The organism is Gaetbulibacter aquiaggeris (genome assembly GCF_044003965.1).
GTDB classification, from domain to species: domain Bacteria; phylum Bacteroidota; class Bacteroidia; order Flavobacteriales; family Flavobacteriaceae; genus Yeosuana; species Yeosuana aquiaggeris.
Genome location: NZ_JBAWKC010000002.1, coordinates 573,931 through 599,515 on the forward strand (window position 1 = coordinate 573,931; position 25,585 = coordinate 599,515).

General features: G+C 32.8%; 22 protein-coding genes. 21 read left to right on the forward strand and 1 reads right to left on the reverse strand.

What is annotated here, in order from left to right; all coding sequences use genetic code 11:
• Window positions 1–10: 10 nt before the first annotated feature.
• From V8G56_RS08800 to V8G56_RS08865, 14 genes are all read left to right on the forward strand, one after another.
• Entirely contained in the window at window positions 11–1,369 is a 1,359-nt protein-coding gene (locus tag V8G56_RS08800) for an Ig-like domain-containing protein (RefSeq protein ID WP_395438077.1), read from the forward strand.
• Between the two features lie 28 nt (window positions 1,370–1,397).
• Entirely contained in the window at window positions 1,398–2,858 is a 1,461-nt protein-coding gene (locus V8G56_RS08805; protein ID WP_395438078.1) for an SLC13 family permease, read from the forward strand.
• Window positions 2,859–2,867: 9 nt separating this feature from the next.
• Window positions 2,868–3,917, forward strand: coding sequence for a tartrate dehydrogenase (locus tag V8G56_RS08810; RefSeq protein ID WP_395438079.1), 1,050 nt, complete (start codon window positions 2,868–2,870; stop codon window positions 3,915–3,917).
• 321 nt (window positions 3,918–4,238) lie between these two features.
• Complete coding sequence (locus V8G56_RS08815; protein ID WP_395438080.1) at window positions 4,239–4,487, forward strand: LPXTG cell wall anchor domain-containing protein; 249 nt, start codon at window positions 4,239–4,241, stop codon at window positions 4,485–4,487.
• Window positions 4,488–4,744: 257 nt separating this feature from the next.
• Window positions 4,745–5,863 (forward strand): AI-2E family transporter, encoded by a 1,119-nt coding sequence (locus tag V8G56_RS08820; protein WP_395438081.1) that lies wholly within the window; start codon window positions 4,745–4,747, stop codon window positions 5,861–5,863.
• 108 nt (window positions 5,864–5,971) lie between these two features.
• Window positions 5,972–6,538: a helix-turn-helix domain-containing protein gene (locus V8G56_RS08825; RefSeq protein ID WP_395438082.1), complete on the forward strand. Its 567-nt coding sequence runs from the start codon at window positions 5,972–5,974 to the stop codon at window positions 6,536–6,538.
• 3 nt (window positions 6,539–6,541) lie between these two features.
• Entirely contained in the window at window positions 6,542–6,988 is a 447-nt protein-coding gene (locus tag V8G56_RS08830) for a response regulator (RefSeq protein WP_395438083.1), read from the forward strand.
• Window positions 6,988–8,775, forward strand: coding sequence for a CHASE3 domain-containing protein (locus V8G56_RS08835; protein WP_395438084.1), 1,788 nt, complete (start codon window positions 6,988–6,990; stop codon window positions 8,773–8,775). The genes V8G56_RS08830 and V8G56_RS08835 overlap by 1 nt, the downstream gene beginning before the upstream one ends.
• 323 nt (window positions 8,776–9,098) lie before the next feature.
• On the forward strand, window positions 9,099–9,251 hold the full coding sequence (locus V8G56_RS08840) for a lmo0937 family membrane protein (RefSeq protein WP_395438085.1): 153 nt from the start codon (window positions 9,099–9,101) through the stop codon (window positions 9,249–9,251).
• 43 nt (window positions 9,252–9,294) lie between these two features.
• Window positions 9,295–9,558, forward strand: coding sequence for a YtxH domain-containing protein (locus V8G56_RS08845; protein WP_395438086.1), 264 nt, complete (start codon window positions 9,295–9,297; stop codon window positions 9,556–9,558).
• An 11-nt stretch (window positions 9,559–9,569) separates the two neighbouring features.
• Entirely contained in the window at window positions 9,570–9,962 is a 393-nt protein-coding gene (locus V8G56_RS08850; protein WP_395438087.1) for a hypothetical protein, read from the forward strand.
• A complete protein-coding gene (locus V8G56_RS08855; RefSeq protein ID WP_395438088.1) occupies window positions 9,949–10,281 on the forward strand; it encodes a hypothetical protein in 333 nt (110 codons plus the stop codon). The genes V8G56_RS08850 and V8G56_RS08855 overlap by 14 nt, the downstream gene beginning before the upstream one ends.
• 5 nt (window positions 10,282–10,286) lie before the next feature.
• Window positions 10,287–10,946 carry a hypothetical protein gene (locus tag V8G56_RS08860; RefSeq protein WP_395438089.1) on the forward strand — a complete coding sequence of 220 codons (660 nt, stop codon included), beginning with the start codon at window positions 10,287–10,289 and terminating at the stop codon, window positions 10,944–10,946.
• A gap of 26 nt (window positions 10,947–10,972) precedes the next feature.
• Complete coding sequence (locus V8G56_RS08865; protein ID WP_395438090.1) at window positions 10,973–11,476, forward strand: hypothetical protein; 504 nt, start codon at window positions 10,973–10,975, stop codon at window positions 11,474–11,476.
• 101 nt (window positions 11,477–11,577) lie between these two features.
• Here V8G56_RS08865 and pdxR read toward each other — a convergent pair whose 3' ends face one another.
• The gene (gene pdxR, locus V8G56_RS08870; RefSeq protein WP_395438091.1) at window positions 11,578–13,068 is read right to left on the reverse strand and encodes a MocR-like pyridoxine biosynthesis transcription factor PdxR; all 1,491 of its coding nucleotides are present in this window, start codon (window positions 13,066–13,068) and stop codon (window positions 11,578–11,580) included.
• A gap of 100 nt (window positions 13,069–13,168) precedes the next feature.
• On the opposite strand from pdxR, the gene V8G56_RS08875 reads away from it, so the two are divergent.
• The 7 genes from V8G56_RS08875 to V8G56_RS08905 all read left to right on the forward strand — a co-directional run bounded on the left by V8G56_RS08875 (window position 13,169) and on the right by V8G56_RS08905 (window position 25,557).
• The gene (locus tag V8G56_RS08875; protein ID WP_395438092.1) at window positions 13,169–14,644 is read left to right on the forward strand and encodes an SLC13 family permease; all 1,476 of its coding nucleotides are present in this window, start codon (window positions 13,169–13,171) and stop codon (window positions 14,642–14,644) included.
• Window positions 14,645–14,677: 33 nt separating this feature from the next.
• Entirely contained in the window at window positions 14,678–15,736 is a 1,059-nt protein-coding gene (locus V8G56_RS08880; RefSeq protein WP_395438093.1) for a succinylglutamate desuccinylase/aspartoacylase family protein, read from the forward strand.
• 102 nt (window positions 15,737–15,838) lie between these two features.
• Window positions 15,839–17,095: a M14 family metallopeptidase gene (locus tag V8G56_RS08885; RefSeq protein ID WP_395438094.1), complete on the forward strand. Its 1,257-nt coding sequence runs from the start codon at window positions 15,839–15,841 to the stop codon at window positions 17,093–17,095.
• Between the two features lie 15 nt (window positions 17,096–17,110).
• Window positions 17,111–20,329 (forward strand): SusC/RagA family TonB-linked outer membrane protein, encoded by a 3,219-nt coding sequence (locus V8G56_RS08890; protein WP_395438095.1) that lies wholly within the window; start codon window positions 17,111–17,113, stop codon window positions 20,327–20,329.
• A 12-nt stretch (window positions 20,330–20,341) separates the two neighbouring features.
• Window positions 20,342–21,739 carry a SusD/RagB family nutrient-binding outer membrane lipoprotein gene (locus tag V8G56_RS08895; RefSeq protein WP_395438096.1) on the forward strand — a complete coding sequence of 466 codons (1,398 nt, stop codon included), beginning with the start codon at window positions 20,342–20,344 and terminating at the stop codon, window positions 21,737–21,739.
• A 209-nt stretch (window positions 21,740–21,948) separates the two neighbouring features.
• A complete protein-coding gene (locus V8G56_RS08900; RefSeq protein WP_395438097.1) occupies window positions 21,949–24,471 on the forward strand; it encodes a M14 family zinc carboxypeptidase in 2,523 nt (840 codons plus the stop codon).
• A 36-nt stretch (window positions 24,472–24,507) separates the two neighbouring features.
• A complete protein-coding gene (locus tag V8G56_RS08905) occupies window positions 24,508–25,557 on the forward strand; it encodes an isoaspartyl peptidase/L-asparaginase family protein (protein ID WP_395438098.1) in 1,050 nt (349 codons plus the stop codon).
• Window positions 25,558–25,585: the final 28 nt, after the last annotated feature.

Here is a 25,585-nt window from a genome sequence, read left to right on the forward strand (position 1 = left end):
AGTCAATTTAATGTACATACATAAATTATTTGTTTCTGTCTTGTTTTTGCTCTTGATCACCAGTTGTTCTAAAGACTCTGGTGAACAGGAGCTTGGGCAAATAAATGTTTTTTCAGTAACTATTGAAGGCGGTAAAGTTATTTCTGGAATGGATAATATAAGTATTAATCCAAAATTAAGGTTTGTTTTTTCAAAGAGTATTGATCTTAATTCATTTGAACAGGCTTTGAAAATTAATCCATCGTCTAATTTAACTATAGCTTCCATTAATTACTTGAATAATTCATCGGCTATCGAAGTATTACTTAATCTAGAATATAACAGTACTTATGAGGTTGAGCTAGAAGGGGCTATTGGTATCAACGGAGAGGCTCTTTCAGAAGTGATTAATTTTAGTTTTAAAACTCAAGTGGATGATACCATTTATGAAAGACCTGCATGTTTAAATGGAAATGACTGCAAGCAATCTGTTCTTATTTCAAACGCCACAGGAGAAGGAAATTTTGACTTCTACGCCAATTATCCTATCTATGAAGATAATGCTCAATGGCAAAATCTAGAAAAAGCAGTTATTGTAGTACATGGAGCTTCTATAAATCCAGATGACTATTATGGTTACATGACCACAACTTTTGAAGCTTTGGGGATATCTGAAAAAACAGTATTAATTGCACCAGATTTCAAATCGAGTGAGGTCTCAAGTGGAGATCTATACTGGAGTTCTCTGGGTTACAGAGATGGGAAAGCATCCAATGGAACTACTAAAATAAGTTCTTTTGAGGTTTTAGATATTCTTATCAATCGTTTGGCAGATAAAAACCATTTCCCTGTATTAAATGAGATTGTGGTAACTGGGCAGTCTTCAGGTGGTCGTTTTGTGCACACTTATGCTGCAGGAAATCGCTCAGAATCAACGCATACTGACATTCATTTTGAATATATAGTAAGTGAAAGTCAGTATTTCTATTATCCCACAAACCAGCGGATTGATGAACAAACCAATAATTTGTATGTACCCTCCAACTGTAACGGGCTGCGGTTTTGGCCGTTTGGATATGAGCTTGCCCCTGATTACGTAAATGTTTTAGACAAAACGGCATTTGATGAGCGATTTGTGAACCGAAGCATAACTTACTTATTAGGTAATGGTAGTGGGACCGACAGTGAATTGAATATATCCGATTGTGAAGCTGTATTGTCTGGGTCATCACGTTATCAAAGAGGAGAAAACATGTATTTATATATGGGCTTAAAATTGCCTGGCCATAACCATAAAAAAACAATTACCCAAGGAATTTCGCATAACGGTTCAGCAATTTATACATCACCTGAGTTTAAAGCTTTACTAAACCAGCTGTTTAACAATTAGTGCTTTAATATTTAAAAAATATTTAAAATTGAATACAAAAAAGATAGGGCTGTTTTTAGGACCAATATTGTTCATATTAACCCGATATGCATTACATTTAGACGGGCTTTCAGATCAAGGAAATGCAGTGCTGGCATGCACGTTATGGGTATCCATATGGTGGATTACTGAGGCTATGCCCATAGCAGCTACATCGCTATTGCCTATTATTCTTTTTCCACTTTCCGGGGCATTGCCTTTGGATGAAACCACAGCGTCGTTTGGGCATCGGTATATTTTTCTCTACTTAGGGGGGTTTATATTAGCGCTTTCCATCGAAAAATGGAATTTGCACAAACGTATTGCTTTAAACATCATTAATTTGATCGGCACTGATGTGCGGAAAATAATTTTAGGTTTTATGATAGCCACGGCTTTTTTATCCATGTGGATATCAAACACCGCAACTGCAGTGATGATGCTACCTATAGGGATTGCTATTGTGAAACAAATGAAAGACTTAAAAAGCACACCTGAAGATGAAAACCTAATATTTGGCAAAGCTTTGATGCTATCTATAGCATTTAGTGCCTCTATTGGTGGGTTAGCTACCTTGATTGGAACACCACCAAATCTTGTTTTTGCAGGTATAGTGCAAGAATTATATGGCATAGAGATTAGTTTTTTGGACTGGATTAAGTTTGGACTTCCTATTTCGCTCATCCTTTTATTTATTTCTTGGATATATTTAACACGAGTGGCATTTAAGTTTCAACAAACAGAATTTGAGGAGGGGCAGGTTGAAATCAAAAGACAGCTTAGTCACTTAGGAAAGATGAGTTATGAAGAAAAAATAGTTTTATCTGTTTTTATTCTTACTGGTTTTTCCTGGATCACAAGATCATTTTTCTTGAATTTATTTTTACCTGACCTTGATGATTCCATCATTGCCCTTATCGCAGGGGTTTGCTTGTTTATATTCAATTCTAGTTCACCTGATGAGAACGAAAAAATAATGCATTGGGAAGACGCCGTCAAGTTACCTTGGGGAATTTTATTGCTTTTTGGAAGTGGCTTGGCTATTGCTTCAGGTTTTCAAGCTAGCGGATTAGCTACTTTTATTGCTGAAAAGATGGTGCACCTTAATGGGTTTTCAATATTCATCATTCTCTTGGTAGTTATAACAGTTGTTAATTTCCTAACTGAAATCACTTCTAACTTGGCCACTATAGCCATGTTGTTGCCCATATTAGCTCCCACTGCAGTGATGCTCGATGTACATCCTTATTTACTCATGGTTGGTGCTACCTTAGCAGCCTCATGTGCCTTTATGTTACCGGTAGCTACACCACCCAACGCAGTCGTTTTTGGATCTAATTACTTAAAAATTTCTGATATGGTAAGAGTTGGAATTGTGATGAATGTCATATCTATCTTATTGGTTCTGGTAATGGTCTATTTTGTGTTACCAAGTCTTTGGGATTTTAACGCATTTGAGAACCCGTTTTAAACAAAATCGATGCATAATAAATACACATTAAATATCATTCCAGGCGATGGTATCGGAAAAGAAGTAGTTCCCGTTTCACTTAAAGTATTAGAAAAACTATCGGAAAAATTTGACTTCCAACTCAAATTTAAATTTTTCGATTATTCCTGTGACTACTACCTGAAACATGGTGCCATGATGGACAAGGATGGGATGAAGAAACTTGCTGATTGCGATGCTATTTTATTAGGTGCGGTAGGGATGCCCAACGTTCCTGATCATATTTCGCTCTGGGGATTACTCATTCCTATTAGAAGAGCCTTTGATCAATATGTAAACTTGCGGCCAGTAAAGTCTCTTAAGGGGATTAATGGTGTATTAAAAGAAAAGAAAAATATTGACTACTTAATAGTTAGAGAAAATTCTGAAGGAGAATACTCCGATTTAGGAGGGATCATATATCCGGATACGGAAAATGAAATGGTGATACAACATAGTGTATTTAGTAAAAAAGGAACGGAACGCATCGTAAAATATGCATTTGAACTGGCACATCATCGAAAAAAAACACTAACAAGTGCTACAAAATCAAATGGGATTATTCATTCCATGATCTTTTGGGACAACATTTTTGAAAATATTTCGAAACAAAACCCTAAGGTAATCACCTCCAAATTCCACATTGATATACTTTGTGCACAAGTTGTAAAAAATCCCGATTGGTTTGATGTTATTGTGGCATCTAACTTATTTGGTGATATTCTTTCAGATCTTGGGCCTGTATGTACGGGTGGTATGGGAATCGCCCCTAGCGCCAACCTAAACCCGGAAGGAAAATTTCCTAGTATGTTTGAGCCTGTGCATGGAAGTGCTCCAGATATATATGGCAAAAATATAGCGAACCCCATTGCCACCATTTGGTCTTGTGTGATGATGTTGGAGTATTTGGGCGAAAAAGAAGCTGCAGCCCATTTATTTGCCTGCATAGAAAAAATAACAGAATCAACTAAAACCACGCCTGATCTTGGTGGAAGTTTAACAACAACTCAAGTAGGAGAATCCATTATTGAACTATTATAGAAAGATACTAGTTATTTGTGTATGCGATAATATAGGTAGAAATTTTACACATGTTGAGCGAGAAACAACTGTTGATGAATCAAATGGTTCCAATTTGAATATTAAAAGATTCAACATTTTTTAAATCATTCTACAAAAAGAACCTTCAACCTTTTTAAGTTGGAGGTTTTTTTATTTCTAACAAGCGACTTTTATTTTGATTTTTTTGAAGATTACTTCCTTTTAGAAACATCCTATCAATTATATAACATTCATAAAAAATTATGTAATGCAAAAAGTTAGCTCTGCATCTACCTTTGTCTCTTGATAAGAATATTTACTATGAGTAAAGTATTCAGATCAGTTAAAAATGAAAATATAATAATGATGAACAACTCAATTAAAATGATATTCGTAGTAGCAGGTGCGTTGTTATTAGGATATGGAATATATACATTTATTGCCCCAGAGGCTGTTGTTAGTATAGGTTCTTTAGATGTTATTAAAACGCAAGATAACAAGAACTCTTATCTTATAATAGGCTTAGGTTTAGTCTTGCTTTTTGCAGGTCTTTTAGGAAAAAAAAAGTAAATAAAATATTTAAACATACTACAAAAACTACACAAAGAAACATGTTAAAAAGAGGTATGATATTCATATTACAAGTGTATTCATCATGTTGTCTAATGAGAAGTTATTATAGGTCATAACTAAATAATTTCAAATCCATAAAAAACACTCTGCCTGAAAACTGATTTAAATTCGAGTAATTAATTTAGTTGGTTGGTTAGTGAATTACTATGAAAGTTAGTAAGGCAGAATTTTTTCTCAAACAACCCGCTTCACCAATGAATACTAAAACTTTAAATTACAGTAATACTTTTGGTTTATTTTCGCTTATTGCTATCATTTTTCTATTATATATTTTAAAGCCGCTTTTGATGCCTCTTTTGTATGCCATCATATTGGCGATCATGATATTTCCGATTCAAGATTTTTTAGAAAAAAAATGGAGATGCCATCGCTTATTGGCTTCTTTATGCTCCATAACCATCATTTTCAGCGTCATTGCCTTATTGGGGATCATAATTTTTTATCGACTTAATGCCTTGATCAATAACGGCGAAAACTATATTGCAAAATTAACCACCCTTTACTACAACTTTATAGAATTTACTTATGATACTTTGGGCATAAGCAGACGAAGTTCTTTATTCACAAAAGATTTGCGAATGGAAAGTTTATTAAAAGGGCATTTTGATAAAATTGGAGGGCTTATTTACCAGTCTGGTTTTTTGTTTAGCTATTTGGTTTTAATACCAATTTATCTGTTTTTCTTTTTATATTATAGACGATTTTTTAAAGCCTTTTGTTATAAATTGTTCAGAAATAAACCAAAAGTGTTTTTAAACAGAATGATTAGAAAAGTCTATAACATTCAACAAAATTATTTACTGGGGCTTTTAAAAGTTATCTTTATTGTAGGCACACTTAACACCATCGGGCTTTTAATATTAGGTATTACAAATCCCATTTTCTTTGGATTTCTGGCTGCTATTTTATTATTAATTCCTTACATAGGCATTATAATTGGCTCTCTAATTCCGGCCATCATTGCACTGGCTACTAAAGACAGTGCATGGTATGCTTTTGGGGTTATTGCCATATTTGGTTTTATACAATTTTTGGAGGGTAATTTTATCACACCAAAAATTACAGGATCTAAAGTGAGTATCAATTCTTTTATGTCTATTCTGTCACTGATCATCTTTTCAATGCTTTGGGGTATTGAAGGCATGATTGTGGCCTTGCCAATTACAGCTGCATTAAAAATTGTTTTTGATAATATACCGGGATATCACCCCTACGGATTTTTAATGGGGGAGCCAATTGATAAACACCTACAAAGTACCGTTAGAAATAGACTAAAGGCATGGAGAAAAATAAGAAAAATGAAACAAACATAGTTTTTATGTGTTTATTTTGAACTGGTTTAATATTAAAGAAACGGCCATTTATAGCAAACCCTTCACTACCTTTACCTGTTAGCCTACTAATAAAAGTTAACCTGTTTTATGAAATTATTTTTAAAATTCAATTTTAATACCGTTAGTAAAAAGGTAGTGGAGTCTAAGTTTAATGAACTTAACTTGGAATATAAAATTTTAGGTTTTGGTGAAGTTGAGCTCCTGAAAAAATTGACCCCAGAAGAATCTATGGCACTAAATAATTCATTAAATGACTATGGTATTGAAATAGTAGAAAGTCAGAAAGGTATTTTGGTTCAAAGAATTAAAGATGTCATAATAGATATGGTTTTTAATGAAGAGACCAATGTGAATGTTAAAAGTTCGGTCTATTTATCTGAAAAACTGGGACACAGTTACGGGTATCTTTCCAATTTATTTTCAGAAATTACGTATTCGTCCATTGAAAACTTTATTATCATTCAAAAAATAGAATATTCAAAACAGCTCCTTTTAAATACAGATCTGAATTTAACCGAAATTGCCTTTAGACTCAATTATTCAAGCGTAGCACATTTAAGTACACAGTTTAAAAATACAACAGGTATTACCCCATCAGCTTTTCAACGGATTATTTTTAAAAGAAGAATAATTGCCCAACAAAAAAACGACTAGTATATGCATACCGACTACATCCACATAATTCTTGCAGATGATGATGAAGATGATATCCTTTTTTTTACAGATGCATTTGATGAATTAAAGATCAACACAAAAGTCAACACCTTTAAAGACGGCGAAGAACTTATGAATTATTTAAATACCGATAAAGCCGTTATGCCAAACGTCCTTTTTCTGGATTTAAATATGCCAAAAAAAACCGGACTGGAATGTTTAGCAGAAATTAAAGACAATGATAAAATGTCTGGAATAGCTATCGCTATTTATTCAACCTCAGCATCAGAAGAAGATATAGAAAAAACCTTTGTGCTAGGGGCCAATATTTACATCAAAAAACCAGCGGACTTTAAAAAACTTAAAAAAGTACTTTCAGAAGTGGTGTCTATCAACTGGCAATATCATACTAACAGTTTGAACAAGGACAACTTTTTATTGCGAGTCTAATGGAAAAGAAATATTTGTTTGAATCAACATCATTTTTAAGAGTCATACTTTTATTGAGTTTGTTTGTCATTCTTTTAATAGGAGGCTTTACATACAGACACATTGCCAATTTGAAAGACTCTACAGAGGTAGTTGTTAAAACTTATAAAGTTAATGTTGAATTAGAGCATATAGTTTCTTATTTAAGAGATGCAGAAAGCGGATATAGAAATTATATAGCAACAAAAGATACTTTATATTTAAAGCCTTATTTAAATGCAAGTGAAAAGGTTAACAGTTCTTTTTTAAAACTAAAAGGCCTGATCAAAGAAAATTCACAGCAACAGGAAAACTTAAAGGTTTTAAATATATTAACCGATAGCCTTTTCTCTAACTTTTATAAATCGAATGTTTTTGTTAAAAATAATGAAACAAATACCGAAGCCTTTAGAACGCTTTATTTTAAAGAGAAAATAATAATTGATAGTATCAGACGTCAGTCTAATACTATGTTTGATTTAGAAAATAAACTACTTAATATCAGGCAAGAAAAATATCAGAGTGATTCACAATTTACACCCTTATTTTTTTATTCAGTTTTATTGGTTACACTCATATTAATAATTATAGCCTACAATAAGATTAGTATTGACTTAAAACACATAAAAGCAAAAAACGACCAGTTATTAATCTTTAAAGAAGCTACAAATCAATCTGAAATTATTGGTAAACATGGTAACTGGATATGGCATATTGAGTCTAATATATTTGCTTATTCAGATAATCTTTATCGCCTTTTAGGAGAAGAACCGCAATCTTTTGAAGCTACTTTTGATAATTTTTTAAAATTTGTTCACCCTGAAGATATGGAAAAATTTTCTAAAGATTTAGATAAAATGATTAAGGTTGAAGAGTTGCCCATTACAAATTACAGGATTATTCAAAAAAACGGTTCAATAAAATATCTAAAAACTTATGCAAAATCTTTTTATAGTGTTAACGGACAAAAAAGATTAATAGGAAACACCAGTGATGTTACTTATGAGATAGAAGGCATCTTAACACTTGAAGAACATAATTTAAAACTAGAACGAAATAACAAGGAGCTTTCCGCTTTTAACTATGCCGCCAGTCATGATTTGCAGGAACCTTTAAGGAAAATACAAACCTTTATTTCTAGGTTAGAAGAAAAGGAAGGTAATAAATTTTCAGATTCAGGACGTCAATATTTAGACCGTATTAAATCAGCAGCCACAAGGATGCGTTTATTAATAGATGATTTGCTTCAGTTTTCAAGAACTAATAAGCCTGATAAAGAATTTATTAGTTCAGATTTAAATACTCTTTTTGAAAATGCCAAACAAGATATGGCTGAAATTATTTTAGAAAAAAAAGCACAAATTACGGGTGATACCTTGCCAATAGCAACGGTAATTGTATTTCAGATACAGCAATTATTTTCAAATTTATTAAGTAATTCCTTAAAATACAGTCGAGAAGAAACGGTGCCAATTATTAAAATAAACTATTCAAAAGTGAAAGCTGATGAGGAGCCTGATTTAATAAAAGCATCTAAAAGTTTATACCATAAAATTACTTTTACAGATAATGGTATTGGTTTTGAACAGAAATATACAGATCAAATATTCCAATTATTTAGTAGACTTCATAATAAAAAAGAATATTCAGGTACAGGTGTTGGGCTTTCCATATGCAAAAAGATTGTTGATAATCATCAAGGATATATTTTTGCCAAAGGAGAAATCAATATTGGTGCTACATTTATTATTTATTTACCGGTTTCTTAGTCTATAAACAAAACCGCATTACAAATTAATCATTTTATTTTTTAAGATTCAGGACAAGAAATTGGAATCTTACAATGATAATCTGAAATACTGTAACATAAAACACTTCCTTCTACCTCACCTTTGTAGTCATCTTATAGACAGATATAGTATTACAGAATCATGAACAAATCAATTTTTGCATCTGAAACATTAGCATCAAACCAATTTATAAGAAGCACAAATGGCAGAAAAATCATTTGGAACAACTAAAGTGTTAATATCCAATAGAGTTGAAACCATAACAACATCAAAATAAATAGGAACCTTTAAAACATAACAAAATGAGAAGCTTATTATACATCGTCGCAGTAGTACTTGTAATTGGTTGGGCATTAGGATTTTTTGTCTACAGTTCAAGTGGAATCATTCACATATTATTAGTTCTGGCTGTTATAGCTATACTTTTAAGATTAATAGGTGGCAAAAGAATTTAGGTTCATAAAGAATAAAGAAAACATTTAATAAAATTTAAAAAAGATGAAATCAAATAATGCCATATTAGGATTAGTCGCAGGCTTAGCCTTAGGCGCCACATTAGGAGTATTATTAGCTCCTGACAAGGGAGAAAAAACCAGAAAGAAAATAGGATCAAAAACCAAAAAAGTAAAAGATAATTTAAAAGAAAGTTTTGATGATTTTCTTGATACGGTTTCAGAAAAATACGGATCAATAAAGCATAATGGGGAAGAATTGCTAAATAAGGAAAAGGAAGAATTAAAAGAGAAAATGAAAAAGGCCTAATTATTAAATAAATGGAAACCGCTGCAAAACATATTGAATTGCTTTATGATAAAGTTAAAGTATATACTGAAACTAGTTTTGAGCTGTATAAATTGAATGTTATAGACATTACGGCTGATGTTGTATCGTCTTTAGTATCAAGAATATCTATAGTTTTAGTGTTTTCATTATTCACTCTCTTTGTAAACATTGCCATTAGTTTATTGATTGGCAATTTAATGGGGAGTCATTATCTGGGGTTTTTAATAGTCTCTGGGTTCTATTTAATTATTGCCATTCTTATTTATTTTTTCAGTAACAAATTTATCAAAACACCCATTACAAATTTGGTGATTGCAAAATTGTTAAAATCCAGAAAAAAGGAAAACATTGAATCTGAGTTTGGTCAAGATGAGAAATTATAGAAATCAAAACCAAATTCTGGAAAATAAAATTATATATCTGGAGAGTAAAAGACATGAGAGCCTTAAAGTACTTTCAATACAACTTGAAACTACCTATCAAGAATTAAGACCTTCAAGATTATTAACAAGAGCCTTGATGGATATTAAAGAAGCGCCAGAAGTTAAAGGTAATTTATTTGAATCGCTCATAAGCTTATCTGGTGGCTACCTGTCAAAAAAACTCTTTGTAGGTAAATCAAAATCAATTATTAAACAGGTATTGGGATTCACAATACAATATTTTACAATGAAAATAATTTCCAAAAATATTAAACATTAAAAATTATGAAAACAATAAAATTTACAATCGCCTTATGTGCATTAGGCTTAGTATTTACATCGTGTAAAGATAAAAAGACACAGATTGCAGCAGTAAGCACTGAAGCGTATTCAAACTATGTCGATTCCATATCTAATTTAGATCTTGCTGAGGCCAAATCCAATTGGAACAACATTGAAAATGGGTATAGCACCTATAAATTTACAGCAAACGAAAACTTAAAAGAGCTTAAGGACAATGAAACCTTAAAAAATGAGGTAGAGAACTCAACATTAAAATTTGAAGAATACAAAACACAGTTAGCTGAAAAGGAATATCAAGATATACTAGTTCAAAAAAACAACTTTAGAATATCTCTTTTAGGACAAAACTATGCTAATGATGACATGAAGTTTGAGTGGATTAACAAAGACAACATATTAAGTGTCTATCAAAATTTTGTAGATACGGTTGAGGCTAATAAAGACAATTACTCCAGAGAAGATTGGGATGAAATTAAATTATTATATGAAGCCATTGATACCAGAAAAAACACGGTTGAAAATGAGGGGCTAACAAGCGCTGACAATCATAAAATTGCTGGTTTAAAATTAAAATTTGCACCTATGTACACATTTAATAGAATGGGAGCGAAATCAGAAGAAAATGCAAACGCAAAAATTTAATATAATTAACTTTAACAATGAATAACATGAAAAAAACAATAATGGCAACCGTAATATTATTAGTGGCTGGTTTAACAATGAACGCTCAAGATATTTCAAAAAATGCCTTGGGATTACGTTTAGGAGACAGTGGTGGCTTCGGAACTGAAATCTCTTACCAAAGAGCTTTGGGAAACAGCACTAGACTTGAACTAGATTTAGGTTGGAGAAACAGAAAAGACTTCAATAATAACGGTTATGATGATGATGCTATCAAGTTAGCGGCTTTATACCAATGGGTAATGAACATCGACGGTGGTTTCAACTGGTATGTTGGTGTAGGTGGTGGATTAGGTACTTATGGTTATGATTATAACAATGATCATTATAACGATACATTTGCATTTGCTGCAGGAGACATAGGTATTGAGTATAATTTTCCAATTCCATTATTAATCTCTTTAGATTTTAGACCTGAATTTGGTGGGAATGGTTATTACAAAAACAATTATGGTTCTGATATTGCATTGGGATTAAGATATCAGTTTTAAAAGGTAACTAAACTTATATTAATAGGTCAGTACACGTTACAATTAGAACCTTCAACCACTATTGGTTGGAGGTTTTTTAATTCTAAAATATATTTTAGTAATTATGAATTAAAAATAAAATTGTTGAATTCAGTTTTCATTTTAGAGAGACTTTCCTTAATTAATTTATTATTGACACAGGAATATCCCATTACAAGTCCATTTTCAGCAGGTGTAGAAACATAGTATTTACTTAATGGGTTCGTAATTAATCCCTTTTGTCTTAAATAGTCTGAAACCATTTGATCATTAATATTGGGGTCTTTAAACTTACCTAAAATGTTTAATCCAGTACTGCTTGAATCCAGAACAATTTCATCACCGAAATTAGAAATAAAATTTTCAGTGAATAGTTCCTTTCGTTCTTGAGCAACAGCAACAACATTTCTTATGTGTTTATTTAAATAGTCTTTTTCAATGAACATGCTCATTACCTTTTGTAATTCGGCAGAAACAAATCTATTGGATTGTTCAATAATATTAAGAATGGTATTTTGAAAGTAATTGGGCACAATCATATAGCCTAACCTAATTGAGGGATGCAAAAGCTTATTAAAAGTTCCTAAATAAATAACTCTGTCTTGTTTGTCTAAACTATAAATGGAGTCAATGGGCTTGTTCCAGTTACTAAATTCATGTTCATAATCATCTTCAATTATTAATGCCCCGTTCGCAGAGGCCCATTCCAATAATTGTACTCTTTTAGACATACTTAATTTGTTTCCCAAAAAATTCTGATTTGATGGAATGGTATATATTAATTTAGCTAAGTTATTTTTTAAATTTCCAATAAGTGTTTCACTATTATTTAAATCTACCTGAGTAATTTTAGCTTGCAAACTACTAAATAATCTATAGGCATGTGGATACGTTATATGCTCCATTAAAACCTTATCTTTCTTGTTAATCAAAGCGTTACCTATAAGATAAAGTGAATGCAATGATCCAGTTGTGATGATTATTTGACTGGCATGACAAGTTATATTTCTGTAAATTTTTAAATAATTGGCTATATTCTCTCGAAGGCTTTGCAACCCAATAGATTTTGAATAAGAGAGTTCAGATGATTTAATGCCTCCCCAATAAGAATTGGATAAATTTTTCCATTGAGAAATTGGAAAAATATCTAAAGGAGGTAAACCTGGTTTAAAAGCAATTTCACTATTTGATTGCGTATCATTTATTAAATGAATGTTTTTTTGAAAGGCAATCCCTTTTTTTGATAATTTGGGATATTTCGCTCGTTCTATTGGGATATGTAAATTCTTATGGTTCTTTTTGTCTGTGATTGAATTGATGAAATATCCAGAGCCCTTAACGGAAGTAACATACTTTTCTAAAACCAACAAATCATAAGCTTTCAAAACAGTACTTCTTGAAATTTTTAAATCTTTTGCCAGAACTCTTGAAGGAGGTAGCTTTATTTTGGAATCTAAAGTTTCAGATAAAATGGCATTTTTTAAGGCCTCATATAAATTTAAATAAATAGTATCATTTAAGGATTCAAGCTTAAATCCACTATTTATTAAGATATGATTGATGTTAAAATGCAAATTGGTATGTTTAAAAAATACAAATTGGTATGTGCAATATAAGTTATTTATAAGTTAGATTTAAACGATTTCTTTTTTTTGATAATTTTTTACCTGACATATGAATAAATCAAAACGTATTGGATTTTGGAGTGGGATTATGGTTCTGTTAATTTTAATGATCTGTCCTGTGCCTGAAGGGATGCAACCTGAAGCTTTAAAAGCTCTTGGTGTTGCTCTTTTAATGGCTATTTGGTGGGTTTCTGAATGTATACCTATTTATGCAACGGCTTTTGTGCCCATTGCTCTGTTTCCGTTATTAGGGATTCTTGATGCTAGTACAACAACTGAGAATTACGGTCACAACTACGTATTAATGTTATTAGGAGGATTTTTTTTAGCGAAATCAATTGAACTGAGTGGCCTGCATAAAAGAGTAGCCCTTTATATAATTAGTAAATTAGGTACTAGCAGACGCCGTATTATTTTAAGTTTTATGATCGCTACAGCATTCCTTTCTTTATGGATTGCCAATGTGGCGGTAGTTTTACTCATGTTACCTATTGCGCTTGCCATAGTTGATAAAGAAGAAGAAAATAAAGAACGAAATCCTAAATTTGGATTAGCACTCATGCTTGCTATTGCCTATGCTGCCAGTGTTGGTGGAACAGGAAGTTTAATAGGCACGCCACCAAACATGGTGTTTGCAGGTGTTTTTGCAAAGACCTTTCCAGATCTTCCGGAAATTGACTTTTTGGAATGGATGAAACTAGGAACACCTATTGTAATCATTTTGCTTCCTATTATTTGGATATATATTATTAAATATTTCAAAATTAGTGGAAATTTTGCAGGTAGCAAGGAGGTTATTAATGAAGAAATAATAGCTATTGGTAAACTGTCAAAAATGGAAAAACGCGTGTTTATTGTTTTTCTATTTACTGCTATTGGTTGGATTTTTAGACGTGATATAGATCTGGATGGATTTATTATTCCTGGCTGGTCTTCACTTTTAGGAATTGCAGACTATGTGCATGATTCAACAGTAGCCATAATCTCGGCGGTATTATTATTTGCTATTCCTTCTGGAAATAAGGTGGCATCAAAAAAACCAACCATGCTTCTTGATTGGAAATCGGCATCAAAAGTACCTTGGGGTGTCGTGATGATAGTGGGTGGTGGATATGCTATTGCCGATTCTTTTAATCATACTGGATTGGCCACTTTTTTAGGTTCAAAATTAAGTTTTATTAGTAATTATCCGGTTATAATTATTCTTGTGATAGTTATATTACTTATGATTTTTATTACCGAAATAAACAGCAATACAGCTACTGCAAATATTTTCTTACCAGTACTTGCAGCTATGGCAGTTGCTGGCCAAATAAACCCCTTACTTCTTATGATTCCAGCAACATTTGCATGCTCTTTTTCCTTTATGCTGCCTTCGGGAACGGGAACAAATGCGGTGATATTTGGCAGTAATAGAGTGACTATCGCTGAAATGGCAAAGTGTGGTTTAGGTTTAAATTTTCTTTGTGTTATTTTATTAACTATGCTCATGTATATGTATGTTTTACCTGTATTATCTTTATAATTTTTAACTGTAAAAGGCAAAAAATAATTAAATATGAAAGCCATAAAAACCTTACTAATCTCAATTATTCTCACCATACTTAACCCAGCCGAAAGTGCCGCTCAAAATGACCTACCTGTATTAACTAACTTAAATGAAATAGATAATTCAATTACAGGTATTAACAATTATTGGCTTGAAATGGGTTCAGATACTTTTGGAAAACCTATTTTGATTCCTGTTGTTGTAATACAGGGCTTTACCTCTGGACCAACCCTGGGTTTAACGGCTGCAATTCATGGAAATGAATTAAATGGAATTGCAATTATTCATGAGTTGGTTGAAACAATTGACGTTAAATTATTAAAAGGGCGAATTGTGGCCATACCAGGTCTTAATGCCGTTTCGGTTGAACTGGATCAACGAAGATTTAGTGATGATGAAGATTTGAATAGAAATTTTCCTGGTAAAGAAACTGGAAACAGAAGCGAACAATACGCTTATAAAATAAGTGAACGTGTTTTACCGGTATTTGATTTTCAAATAGATATGCATACGGCAAGTTTTGGCAGAACCAATACCATGTATGCCAGAGCTGATGTTTCGAATGATACCATTGTTACCTTAGCAAGATTGCAAGGGGCAGATATTATTTTAAACAGCAAAGGAACACCTTCCTTTGGAAATACATCAACATCCTCAAGAACCATGAGGGCTGAAACTGGTTTAAAAGGTAATCTAGGTATTACTGTAGAATATGGTAATCCACAGGTGTATCAAAAAGACATAGTAAGCAGAGGTTTGCAGGGTGTTTATAATTCATTGGTATATCTTAATATGTATACTGGGACCATTGAAAAATCAAAATATTCAACAACGTATTGTAAAAAATCGTATTGGATTTATATGGAGGAAGGCGGATTTTTAGAGGTTTTAGTAGAGCTCAATCAGCTCCTTAAAAAGGGAGATAAAATGGCCGTCGTAAAAAATGCTTTTGGGCAAGTATTAAAAGAATATTTTGCTCCTGAAGATGGCATTGTCATTGGTAAAAGCACAAACCCTGCTAATATGTCTGGCGGAAGAATCATTCATCTGGGTATTTTGGATAATTAATAGAGATACAGTTAATTATAATTGGTATGTGCTTTTTTTAATAATTGGTATGCCTAACTTATCTTAGTTTTCATTTAGATTTATATTATTTAACAAAATTTTATGAAATTAGCTTTACACGATTATTTGTTTTATTCAGTCGTATCGGTTTGTTTATTCGCCTTATTTGGTTGTAAAAGTCATGAATATGTCACTTTTAAAACACCTGTTGATACAACTGATAAGGCAATCTTGGTACAAGCAAAGCAAACTTTTGAGTTGAAAGATATAGGGGTATATGTAAGTAATGAATTTGATGGCGCACGTTTAAATGATTTTAATAAGTTAAATGACAGCACAGCTCAAGTATCTATTTATCCTGAAAATGAACCCATAAATAATAGTGCCTATTATGCCTTTAAAGCATGGTCTAACGAATCAAAACCTTTTTATTTTTTGTTTAATTATCCTAAAGGCTATAAGCACAGATATCTGCCTAAATTGAAAATTAATGACAAATGGGCCATAATAGATTCTTCTCAAGTATTTAAAAATGATTCTATTGTAACGGTTAAGGTTCAACTGGATTCAAAACCTATTATTATTGCAGCTCAAGAAATACAGACTTCCAACGATGTAAATAACTGGGTAACAAATCTAATAAAAGGTAAAGAATCTATAGTTAGCTATACTACTTTTGGAAAATCTCGTTTAGGAAAAAACCTAAAGGTTTTAAACATAAGTAAAGGCGCTGTCAAAAATAAGGATGTTATTGTTTTATTAACAAGACAGCATCCGCCTGAAGTTACAGGCTATTATGCCTTTCAAAATTTTGTGAAAACCATTTTAGAAAACTCAGAACTATCTGATGAATTTTTAAGTAAATACCATGTTGTTGCCTTTCCATTAATGAATCCCGATGGTGTGGATTCAGGGCATTGGAGGCATAATGCAGGTGGAATAGATTTGAATCGGGACTGGTCTGTTTATAACCAACCAGAAATTAAGCAAACAGTGAGTTATATAAATAAAGCCTTAAATAAAAATAAATCAAAACTTATTTTAGGCTTAGATTTCCATTCTACATTTCACGATGTTTTTTATACCAATGATAAACGAGATGGTACAACGCTTCCAAATTTTATATCGGAATGGTTTAAAGGTATAGAGGATAATATTCCAGGTTACAAAGTCAATGAAGATTCAGCCAATAGTGATAAACCAGTCTCAAAAGGTTGGTTTTTATATGGGCATAATGCCGTTGGTATTACTTATGAAATAGGTGATGCAACATCAAAAGAAGATATTCAAATGGTAGGTAGGGTTTCTGCCTTACAGATGATGAAAATTTTAACACAATCAAATAAATCAATTAATTAACTAATTCAAACAAGTATGAACAAAAAATCATTTTTTTCTATGCTTATCTTGTTACTTTCTAGTGCTTTTATATATGCACAAAAGACAGTATCAGGAACGGTAAGTGATAAAAGTGGAGTGCCCTTAGCTGGCGCTTCAGTAATTGTGAAAGGAACCTCAAATGGGACTTCCACAGATTTTGATGGTAACTATAGTTTAAACGTTCAGGAAAATTCTGACGTACTTCTTATAAGTTACATTGGATTTAAAAGCGTTGAGATCACGGTTGGAAATCAAACCACTATTAGTGTTTCTCTTGAAGAAGATGCAGAAAGCTTAGATGAAGTTGTAGTAAACGTTTTAGGTTTTAAAGAAAAACGAGATGCAGTCGCTTCAACCTATTCTGTTATTGGAGCTGATGATGCATTAAGATCCAAAGAACCAACGCTTATTAATAGCTTGGCAGGTAAAGCTTCTGGTTTAACAATTACGGGATCAAGTGCAGATCCTGGAGCTGGTTCCATCATTCAAATTAGAGGGGTAAGTTCCATTAACGGAAGCTCACCTTTAATTGTTGTTGACGGTATTCCTTTAAACAATAGTAATTTAGAGGGTTTTGCCAGTGATGCAGATGGCGGTATTTCTCAACAGTCTAGGTTAAATGATATCAACCCGGATGATATTGAAACTATTCAAGTATTTAAGGGAGCCTCGGCTGGAGCATTATATGGTTCAAGTGCCTTAGGCGGTGTTATTGTTATCACGACTAAACGAGGAAAAGCAGGAAAATTAAGAGTATCACTAAATTCTACTATTTCTGTAGATCAAATTAATGTTAAGCACCCGTTGCAAACTAAATTTGGTCAAGGATCAGGCGGTAACTACAGCGCTACAAATGCAAATTCTTGGGGAGATAAGATTTCTGATAGATCTGGTGCCGATGATGTTTTTAATACTACAGGGCAATATTTTGAAGCCGCAAATGGCACAAGGTACTATCCCTATGCAAGTGGTGGAAAAAATTCTCAGGAAGTTTTTACCAATAGCAATTTTGATCAGGTATTCCAAGATGGGATGGCCGAAGATTTAAAATTAAATATTTCGGGTGGAACTGAAAAATCAACCTTTTATTTTAGTGCCTCGCATTTAAATCAAAAGGGAATCATGGTAAACAGTAATTATGTTAAAAATACGTTTACTTTTGGAAATACAACTAAATATAATAACTGGTTATCTTCTTCCGCCAAAGTGGCATACACTAACAGTAAATCTAATAGAATTCAGCAAGGATCAAATACAGCAGGTATTTATTTAGGATTATTAAGAAACCCACCTGATTTTGATATTAGTGATTATATTGGAACGTATTATGATGCGAGTGGAAATCCAACACCATTAAGACATAGAAGTTATAGAAGGTATTTGGCAAATACTGCAAATCCAACTTATAATAACCCATTATGGACCGTATATGAACAAACTAGCGACACTAAAGTTGACAGAGTTTTCGGTTCAATGGAATTTAACATTAACGCAACACCATGGTTAAACTTTGTGGTGAGATCGGGTCTTGATACATACAATGATGATAGAACCTATTTCTTCCCAATGTTCTCAGGTGATAGTGCAAACAATGGTCGATATCAAAATGAAATTTATAACAATACAGAGTATACTGGAGAATTTATCTCATTATTAAATTTTAATTTGACGGATGATTTAAAAGCAAATTTCACTTTGGGTGGTGCCATGAATGATAGAAAGCGTAAACAAATTTATGTTGAAGCTCTAGATTTCTTATATAACAGTAGACTTCAAAACCCTTCTATTGCTTCTAATGTTGATGAGTTAGAGCGTAATAGACGCGTACGTAACGTGCGTTTTTATGGACAGTCAAATTTTGAATATAAAGACTTTTTAAACCTAAATTTAGGTGTAACTTATGAAGATGCTTCGTCAAGTGCGAAATCAATTGTATACCCTAGTGCCGAATTAGGTTTTAACTGGAGTCAATTACTTGATTTAAGTACAGACAGCTCATTGTCGTTTGCTAAACTAAGATTAGCCTACGGTGAAGTTGGTTTGGCACCAGACCCGCATGGATGGGAAACAGGTTATGAAACGGCTTCTTATACAAGTTATTCTGATGGTATTTCTCTTACTGCTTTTAATGGTGGTTATAGAATTGATAACAATCAAGGAAACCCTTACTTAGAATTTGAAAAGAAAAAGGAGTATGAAGTAGGTTTAGATTTTAGGTTTTTTAAGAATAAATTAAAATTATCTGGAACGTATTACTTCAATGAAACGACAGATATGTTATTACCAGTAGATTTAAACCCATCCTCTGGCTACGCTACTTTACTTGGTAACATAGCCTCTTTAGAAAATAAAGGTCTTGAATTTGAATTTGACTATAATTTCTTCAAAAAGAATGATTTGTCGTTGAGTATTTACGGTAATATGTCAACAAACAAAAATGAGGTTACAGATTTAGGTGGTGTCACATCTGTCGATTTTTCTAATGGAGCTTCTTCAGTAAAACCTAGTGCTATGGTAGGACAACCAGTTTCAGTATTATTAGGCAGTGCTGCTTTGCATAATCCAGATGGCTCTTTTGACTTAGATGCTAATGGATTCCCACAGTTAGACACCTCTGGAGATAAAGTACTTGGTGATCCTAATCCAGACTGGCGAGGTGCAGCCGGTTTGCGCGCTAATTATAAAGGATTTTCATTGAATGTATTGTTTGAAACGTCTCAAGGCAATGATATGGCAGAACGTACAAGATTCGTATTACAAGGCTTTGGAACACATGCTATTACTGGTAATGAAGTAACTCCAACTCAAGATGTTGTAAATTATGCAGGTGCTACAATTCCTGCTGGAACTTTAGTAAGGGGTAATTTAAGAGATTTTGGAGCAGGTCCTGTTTTAATGGATGAAAGTTGGTATACCAGCTTAGGTGGTGGTTTTGGTGGCTCTGTAATCAATGAATTTGCCGTTACAGATGCAAGTTGGACGCGATTGAGAGAACTAAGCTTAGCGTACAGTTTAGATTCTAGTTGGGTTCAAAAAGCTGGTTTAGAATCTATTTCAATATCAGTTACTGGAAGAAATCTAGCGCTTTGGTCTAAAATTAAAGGTATTGATCCAGATGTTAGTCAGTTTGGCAGTGGACTTGCTAAAGGCGTTGATTATTTTACAAACCCAAGTTCAAGATCTGTGGTTTTTGGAATTAATATAAATTATTAAAAAATGCTTACAATGAAAAAATATATAAGAAAATTTATTTGTATCACAGCTATATTAGCTTTTATAAGTTGTGATCAATATTTAGATATTAACGAAGATCCCAACGTGGCCGTAGATGTTCCTGCGGAACTATTACTTAAGGGAATGGAATTGGCTGATGTACAAATTCAGTCCGGACATTTAATGCGAATATCTCAGTTTTGGACCGGACAAATGAAAGGTATAGCGAATCTTTATGCCAGAATTAATGATTATAATATTTCTCCTGAAGAAACAAACAGCGAATGGGGTTTTATGTATCATGGTATCATGACACAAAACAACATCATTCAGGAGAATTCTGAAGATAATTTAGTGAAAGGAATCGCTAACGTTCTTGAAGCTCATGGCATTGGTAGTATGACCTCTATGTTTGGTGATATTCCTTATTCAGACGTAGGTTCCAATGAAGATGCTGCATTTGATTCGCAAGCATCCATTTATCAAGCTGCTCAAACGTTACTAAATGATGCCATTACGCAGTTAAGTGCTGTCCCAGCAAGTAGAAGACTTACTGATGACATTCTTTTGGGCGGGAATCCAACTTCTTGGATTCAAGTGGCAAACACCTTAAAAGCAAGGTATTTTTTAATGACAAGACAATACGGTGAAGCTTATACCGCAGCACAAGCTGGCATCAGTTCAGAGGCTAACTCTTTAAGGTATGCGAAAGCGTTTTCTGGTTATGGGACTACCAATGAGAACAGTAGTTTATACTTTCTTATTTTAACCGGTAGTCGTGCTGGAGATTTAACATCTACTGGTTCATTCCTTCAAGATTTGTTAAATCCTGCAAACGCCTCTTCTCGAAATAATGCAAAAACTGATGAGAGCAGAAGACGTGATTATTTGTTTTTAGATCAGTCTGGAATTAATGCTAATAGATTGAGTGCACAAAAGGCCACTATGCCAATGGTCACTTATGAAGAAAATTTATTGATCTTAGCAGAAGCAGGTGCACGATCTGTAAGTTTTAATGAAGGATTAACACGATTAAATGCTCTGAGAGCATACTTAAGTTCAGCTAGTGCTTTTGCAGGCGATCCTGGGTTAACAAAATTATATGCCCCTTATGTGTCAGCAGATTTTGATTCTGGTGGTATGGAGAATTTAGATGGTAAAACTTCTGATAAGGCATTATTAAGAGAAATCATAGAAGAAAAGTATGTGTCTATGTTTGGTACATTGATTCCTTTTGATGATGTAAGACGTATAAGAAAAACGGATAACGACATCTCTTTACCTATTCCAATCAATTTTGGAAGTACTTACCCAGAGCGCTTTTTAATAGCTCAAGATGAAATTAATGGAAACTCAAATGCACCGAGTCCAATACCTGACCTTTTTGTAAAAACACCAGTAAATCAATAAGTTTAAATAATTAGATAAAAGGCAGCTTAAAAGTATTTTTTAAGCTGCCTTTTTTAATTTTAGAAGTCAAAATATTTTAAATCTTTTATTTGAGTCAATAATTAACATTTAGAATCAATATTTATAAACAAACAGAGTAGAATACAATTTACTTTTAGTAAATAAAATGTTTTTTATCGATAACTTTATAAGCAATAAATTAAAAACACATGAAGCATTTACACCTCTTTATTTTTATAGTTTTCAGCAATTTTTTACAAGCACAAACCCTAGTTGATTTATCTTATTTTTTACCAAAAAATGTGACTTACAATCAAGATATTCCAACACCTCAAAGTGTCTTAGGATTTGAATTGGGAGAATGGCATGTGACACATGACAAACTGGTAGAATATATGAAGCTGTTAGGTACAGTTTCAAATAGAATAACTATTGAAGACAGAGGCAAAACCTTTGAAGGTAGGCCTATGCTATTACTGACCATAACCTCACCGGAAAACCATAAAAATGTAGATGCTATAAGGACTCAACATCTTAAGTTAATTGATTATAAGCAAAGTAATCAATTAAATACAGACGCAATGCCATTAGTTGTTTATCAGGGGTTTTCAATACATGGGAATGAACCTAGTGGTTCAAATTCAAGTTTAATATTAGCCTATTATTTAGCGGCAGCTGAAGGAGAGGAAATTGAAGAACTCTTAAAGAATACGATAATTTTATTAGATCCATCATTTAATCCAGATGGTTTACAGCGTTTTGCATATTGGGCAAATACCAACAAAAGTAATTCTTTAAATACGGATCCCAATGATAGAGAGTTTCATGAAGTTTGGCCAGGTGGAAGGACTAATCATTATTGGTTCGATATGAACCGTGACTGGTTGCCTGTGCAACTGCCGGAATCAAGAGCACGTATTGTAACGTATAACAATTGGATGCCTAATATTTTGACTGATCATCATGAAATGGGAACCAATTCAACCTTCTTTTTTCAACCTGGAGTTCAATCAAGAGTACATCCTTTAACACCAAAATTAAACCAGGAGCTAACAAAGGAAATTGGTAATTATCATGCAAAAGCACTTGATAATATTGGTTCCTTATATTTTACTGAAGAAAGATATGACGATTATTACTATGGGAAAGGATCTACTTTTCCAGATATTAATGGAGGTATTGGTATTCTTTTTGAACAAGCCAGCTCACGTGGTCATGCGCAAGAAACAGATAATGGACTTCTAACTTTTCCTTTTACGATTCGAAATCAATTCACAACCGCTTTATCTACTCTTAAAGCGGCCCAGGAAATGCGCGGAAAGTTGTTGAAATACCAAAAGGATTTTTATGTTAATGAACATAATGAAAACGAAAAAAATACTGTAAAAGCGATTGTTTTTGGTGATGATAAGGATGTGGCAAAAACCAATCATTTAGCCGAAATATTACAGAGACATAAAATAAATTTGAATAGGCTAAATAACGATTTAACAGCTGATGGGAAACATTTTAAAAAGGAAACCAGTTATATAATCTCTACAAATCAAACAAAAAGTACCATCATTAAAGCAATGTTTGAAAAACGAACTATTTTTTCAGATAGTTTGTTTTATGATATCTCTGCCTGGACATTTCCGCTGGCTTTTAATTTAGATTATGCAGAACTAAAGACCACTCAAAATATCGGGGATGCAGTTCAAAATGTTGAAGTTAAAAAGGGAGAAGTTACTGCTAAAAGTAAATATGCCTACTTAATGGAATGGCATGAATATTACACACCTAAAGCTTTAAATAAAATATTGCAAAAAGATATTCGGGTAAAATTGGGCTTACAGCCATTTTCATTGGACGGTCAACAATTTGATTATGGAACTATTTTGATACCGGTGCAAAATCAAAATTTTGATGAATCTGAATTATATGACATGATCAATGATATTGCTCAAACCAGTCATGTTAAAATAACAGGGGTCAATTCTGGACTTACTTTAGGGATTGATTTGGGAAGTTCTTATTTTAAAACGATTGAAAAGCAAAAAGTAGCCATGTTGGTTGGTAATGGTATTACCTCTTATGATAGTGGGGAAATTTGGCATTTATTTGACCAGCGTTATGAAATGAATATTACTAAGTTGGACCTTGAGTATTTAAAAACTGTTGATCTTTCAGAATATACTTCCATCATTGTGCCTAGTACTAAAGTAAAACTTGATGAAGCTACCATTAATGAATTAATGGATTGGGTGAAACAAGGAGGGACCATTATAGGCTATAAAAATGCGGTTAAATGGCTTTCAACTAATAAGTTTATTGATTTGGAATTTGAAACGTCTAAAGTAGATGCTAAAAACATTTCTTTTGAACAGAAAGAAGATTTTGAAGAAGCTCAGGTTATTGCAGGGGCTATTTTTGACACAAAATTAGATCGTTCACATCCAATAAATTTTGGTTATAAAAATGACAATTTAGCCATGTTTAGAAAAACTACTATTTTTATTAAGGCAGATAGTTCAAGTTATAATAACCCTATAAAATATAGCCAAAGCCCATTATTAAGTGGTTATATATCAAAACCAAATTTAAATATTTTGAAAAATTCTGTGCCCTTTCAAGTGAAAAGTCTTGGTAAAGGAAAAGTGGTAGTGTTTACAGATAACACCAATTTTAGAGCTTTTTGGTATGGTACTAATAAATTGTTAATGAATGCCATATTTTTCTCAAAATTTATGTAAACCGTATAGATAAAAAAAATTAATAAAATGGATAATATGAAAAAATTAAGTTTGATTTTAATGGCAGCGCTAACATTAGTGGCTTGCGAAAAAAAGCACTTGAAATCTGAATCTCCAATTCAAAGAGAGCCTAATTCCTTTGCAATTGTTATTCATGGTGGTGCTGGCGGTGTTACACGAGAAAATCATAATACTGAACAACAGGAAGCTTATTCTAAAAAATTACAAGAAGCACTTGACGCCGGTTATGCTGTTTTAGAAAAAGGTGGTATATCATTAGATGCTATACAAGCAGCTATTAATGTGATGGAAGATTCACCGTTATTTAATGCTGGAAAGGGAGCCGTTTATAATAGTGAAGGTAACCAAGAAATGGATGCTTCTATTATGGATGGAAGTAATTTAAATTGTGGTGCAGTTGCTGGAATAAACCATGTAAAAAATCCCATTTTAGCAGCGCGCCTGGTAATGGATAGCACCAAACACGTTTTGCTTTCAGGAAAGGGAGCCGAAATATTAATGGGCCAATATGGTTTAGAAATGGTTGATAGCACATATTTTTTCACTGAAAAAAGACTCAATCAATTGCGAAAAGTACAAGGAAAGGATCAAATGCTTTTAGATCATTCATCATTATTAGAAAATGAGGGTCTTATGGATGATCATAAATATGGTACTGTAGGCGCCGTAGCTATTGATAAAAAAGGGAATATTGCAGCAGGTACTTCTACCGGAGGCATGACCAATAAAAAATATGGCCGCATTGGCGATTCACCAATTATAGGAGCTGGAAATTATGCCAATAACCTAACCTGTGGAATTTCTGCAACAGGGACGGGTGAATATTTTATGAAGACTGTGGCAGCTCATGAAGTTTCAAATTTGATCCAGTATAAAGGTTTAAATCCAAAGGAGGCCTTACATGAAGTATTATTTAACCAAATTGGTAAACTTGGAGGTGAAGGAGGTATGATTTTATTGGATAAAAATGGAGATGTGTATTGGGATTTTAATTCTGACGGCATGTTCAGAGGTTTCAAAAAATCAAATGGAGAAAATGTAGTAGAGATGTTTGAATTAAACTAATCATTACACATCAATTTATAAAGTATAA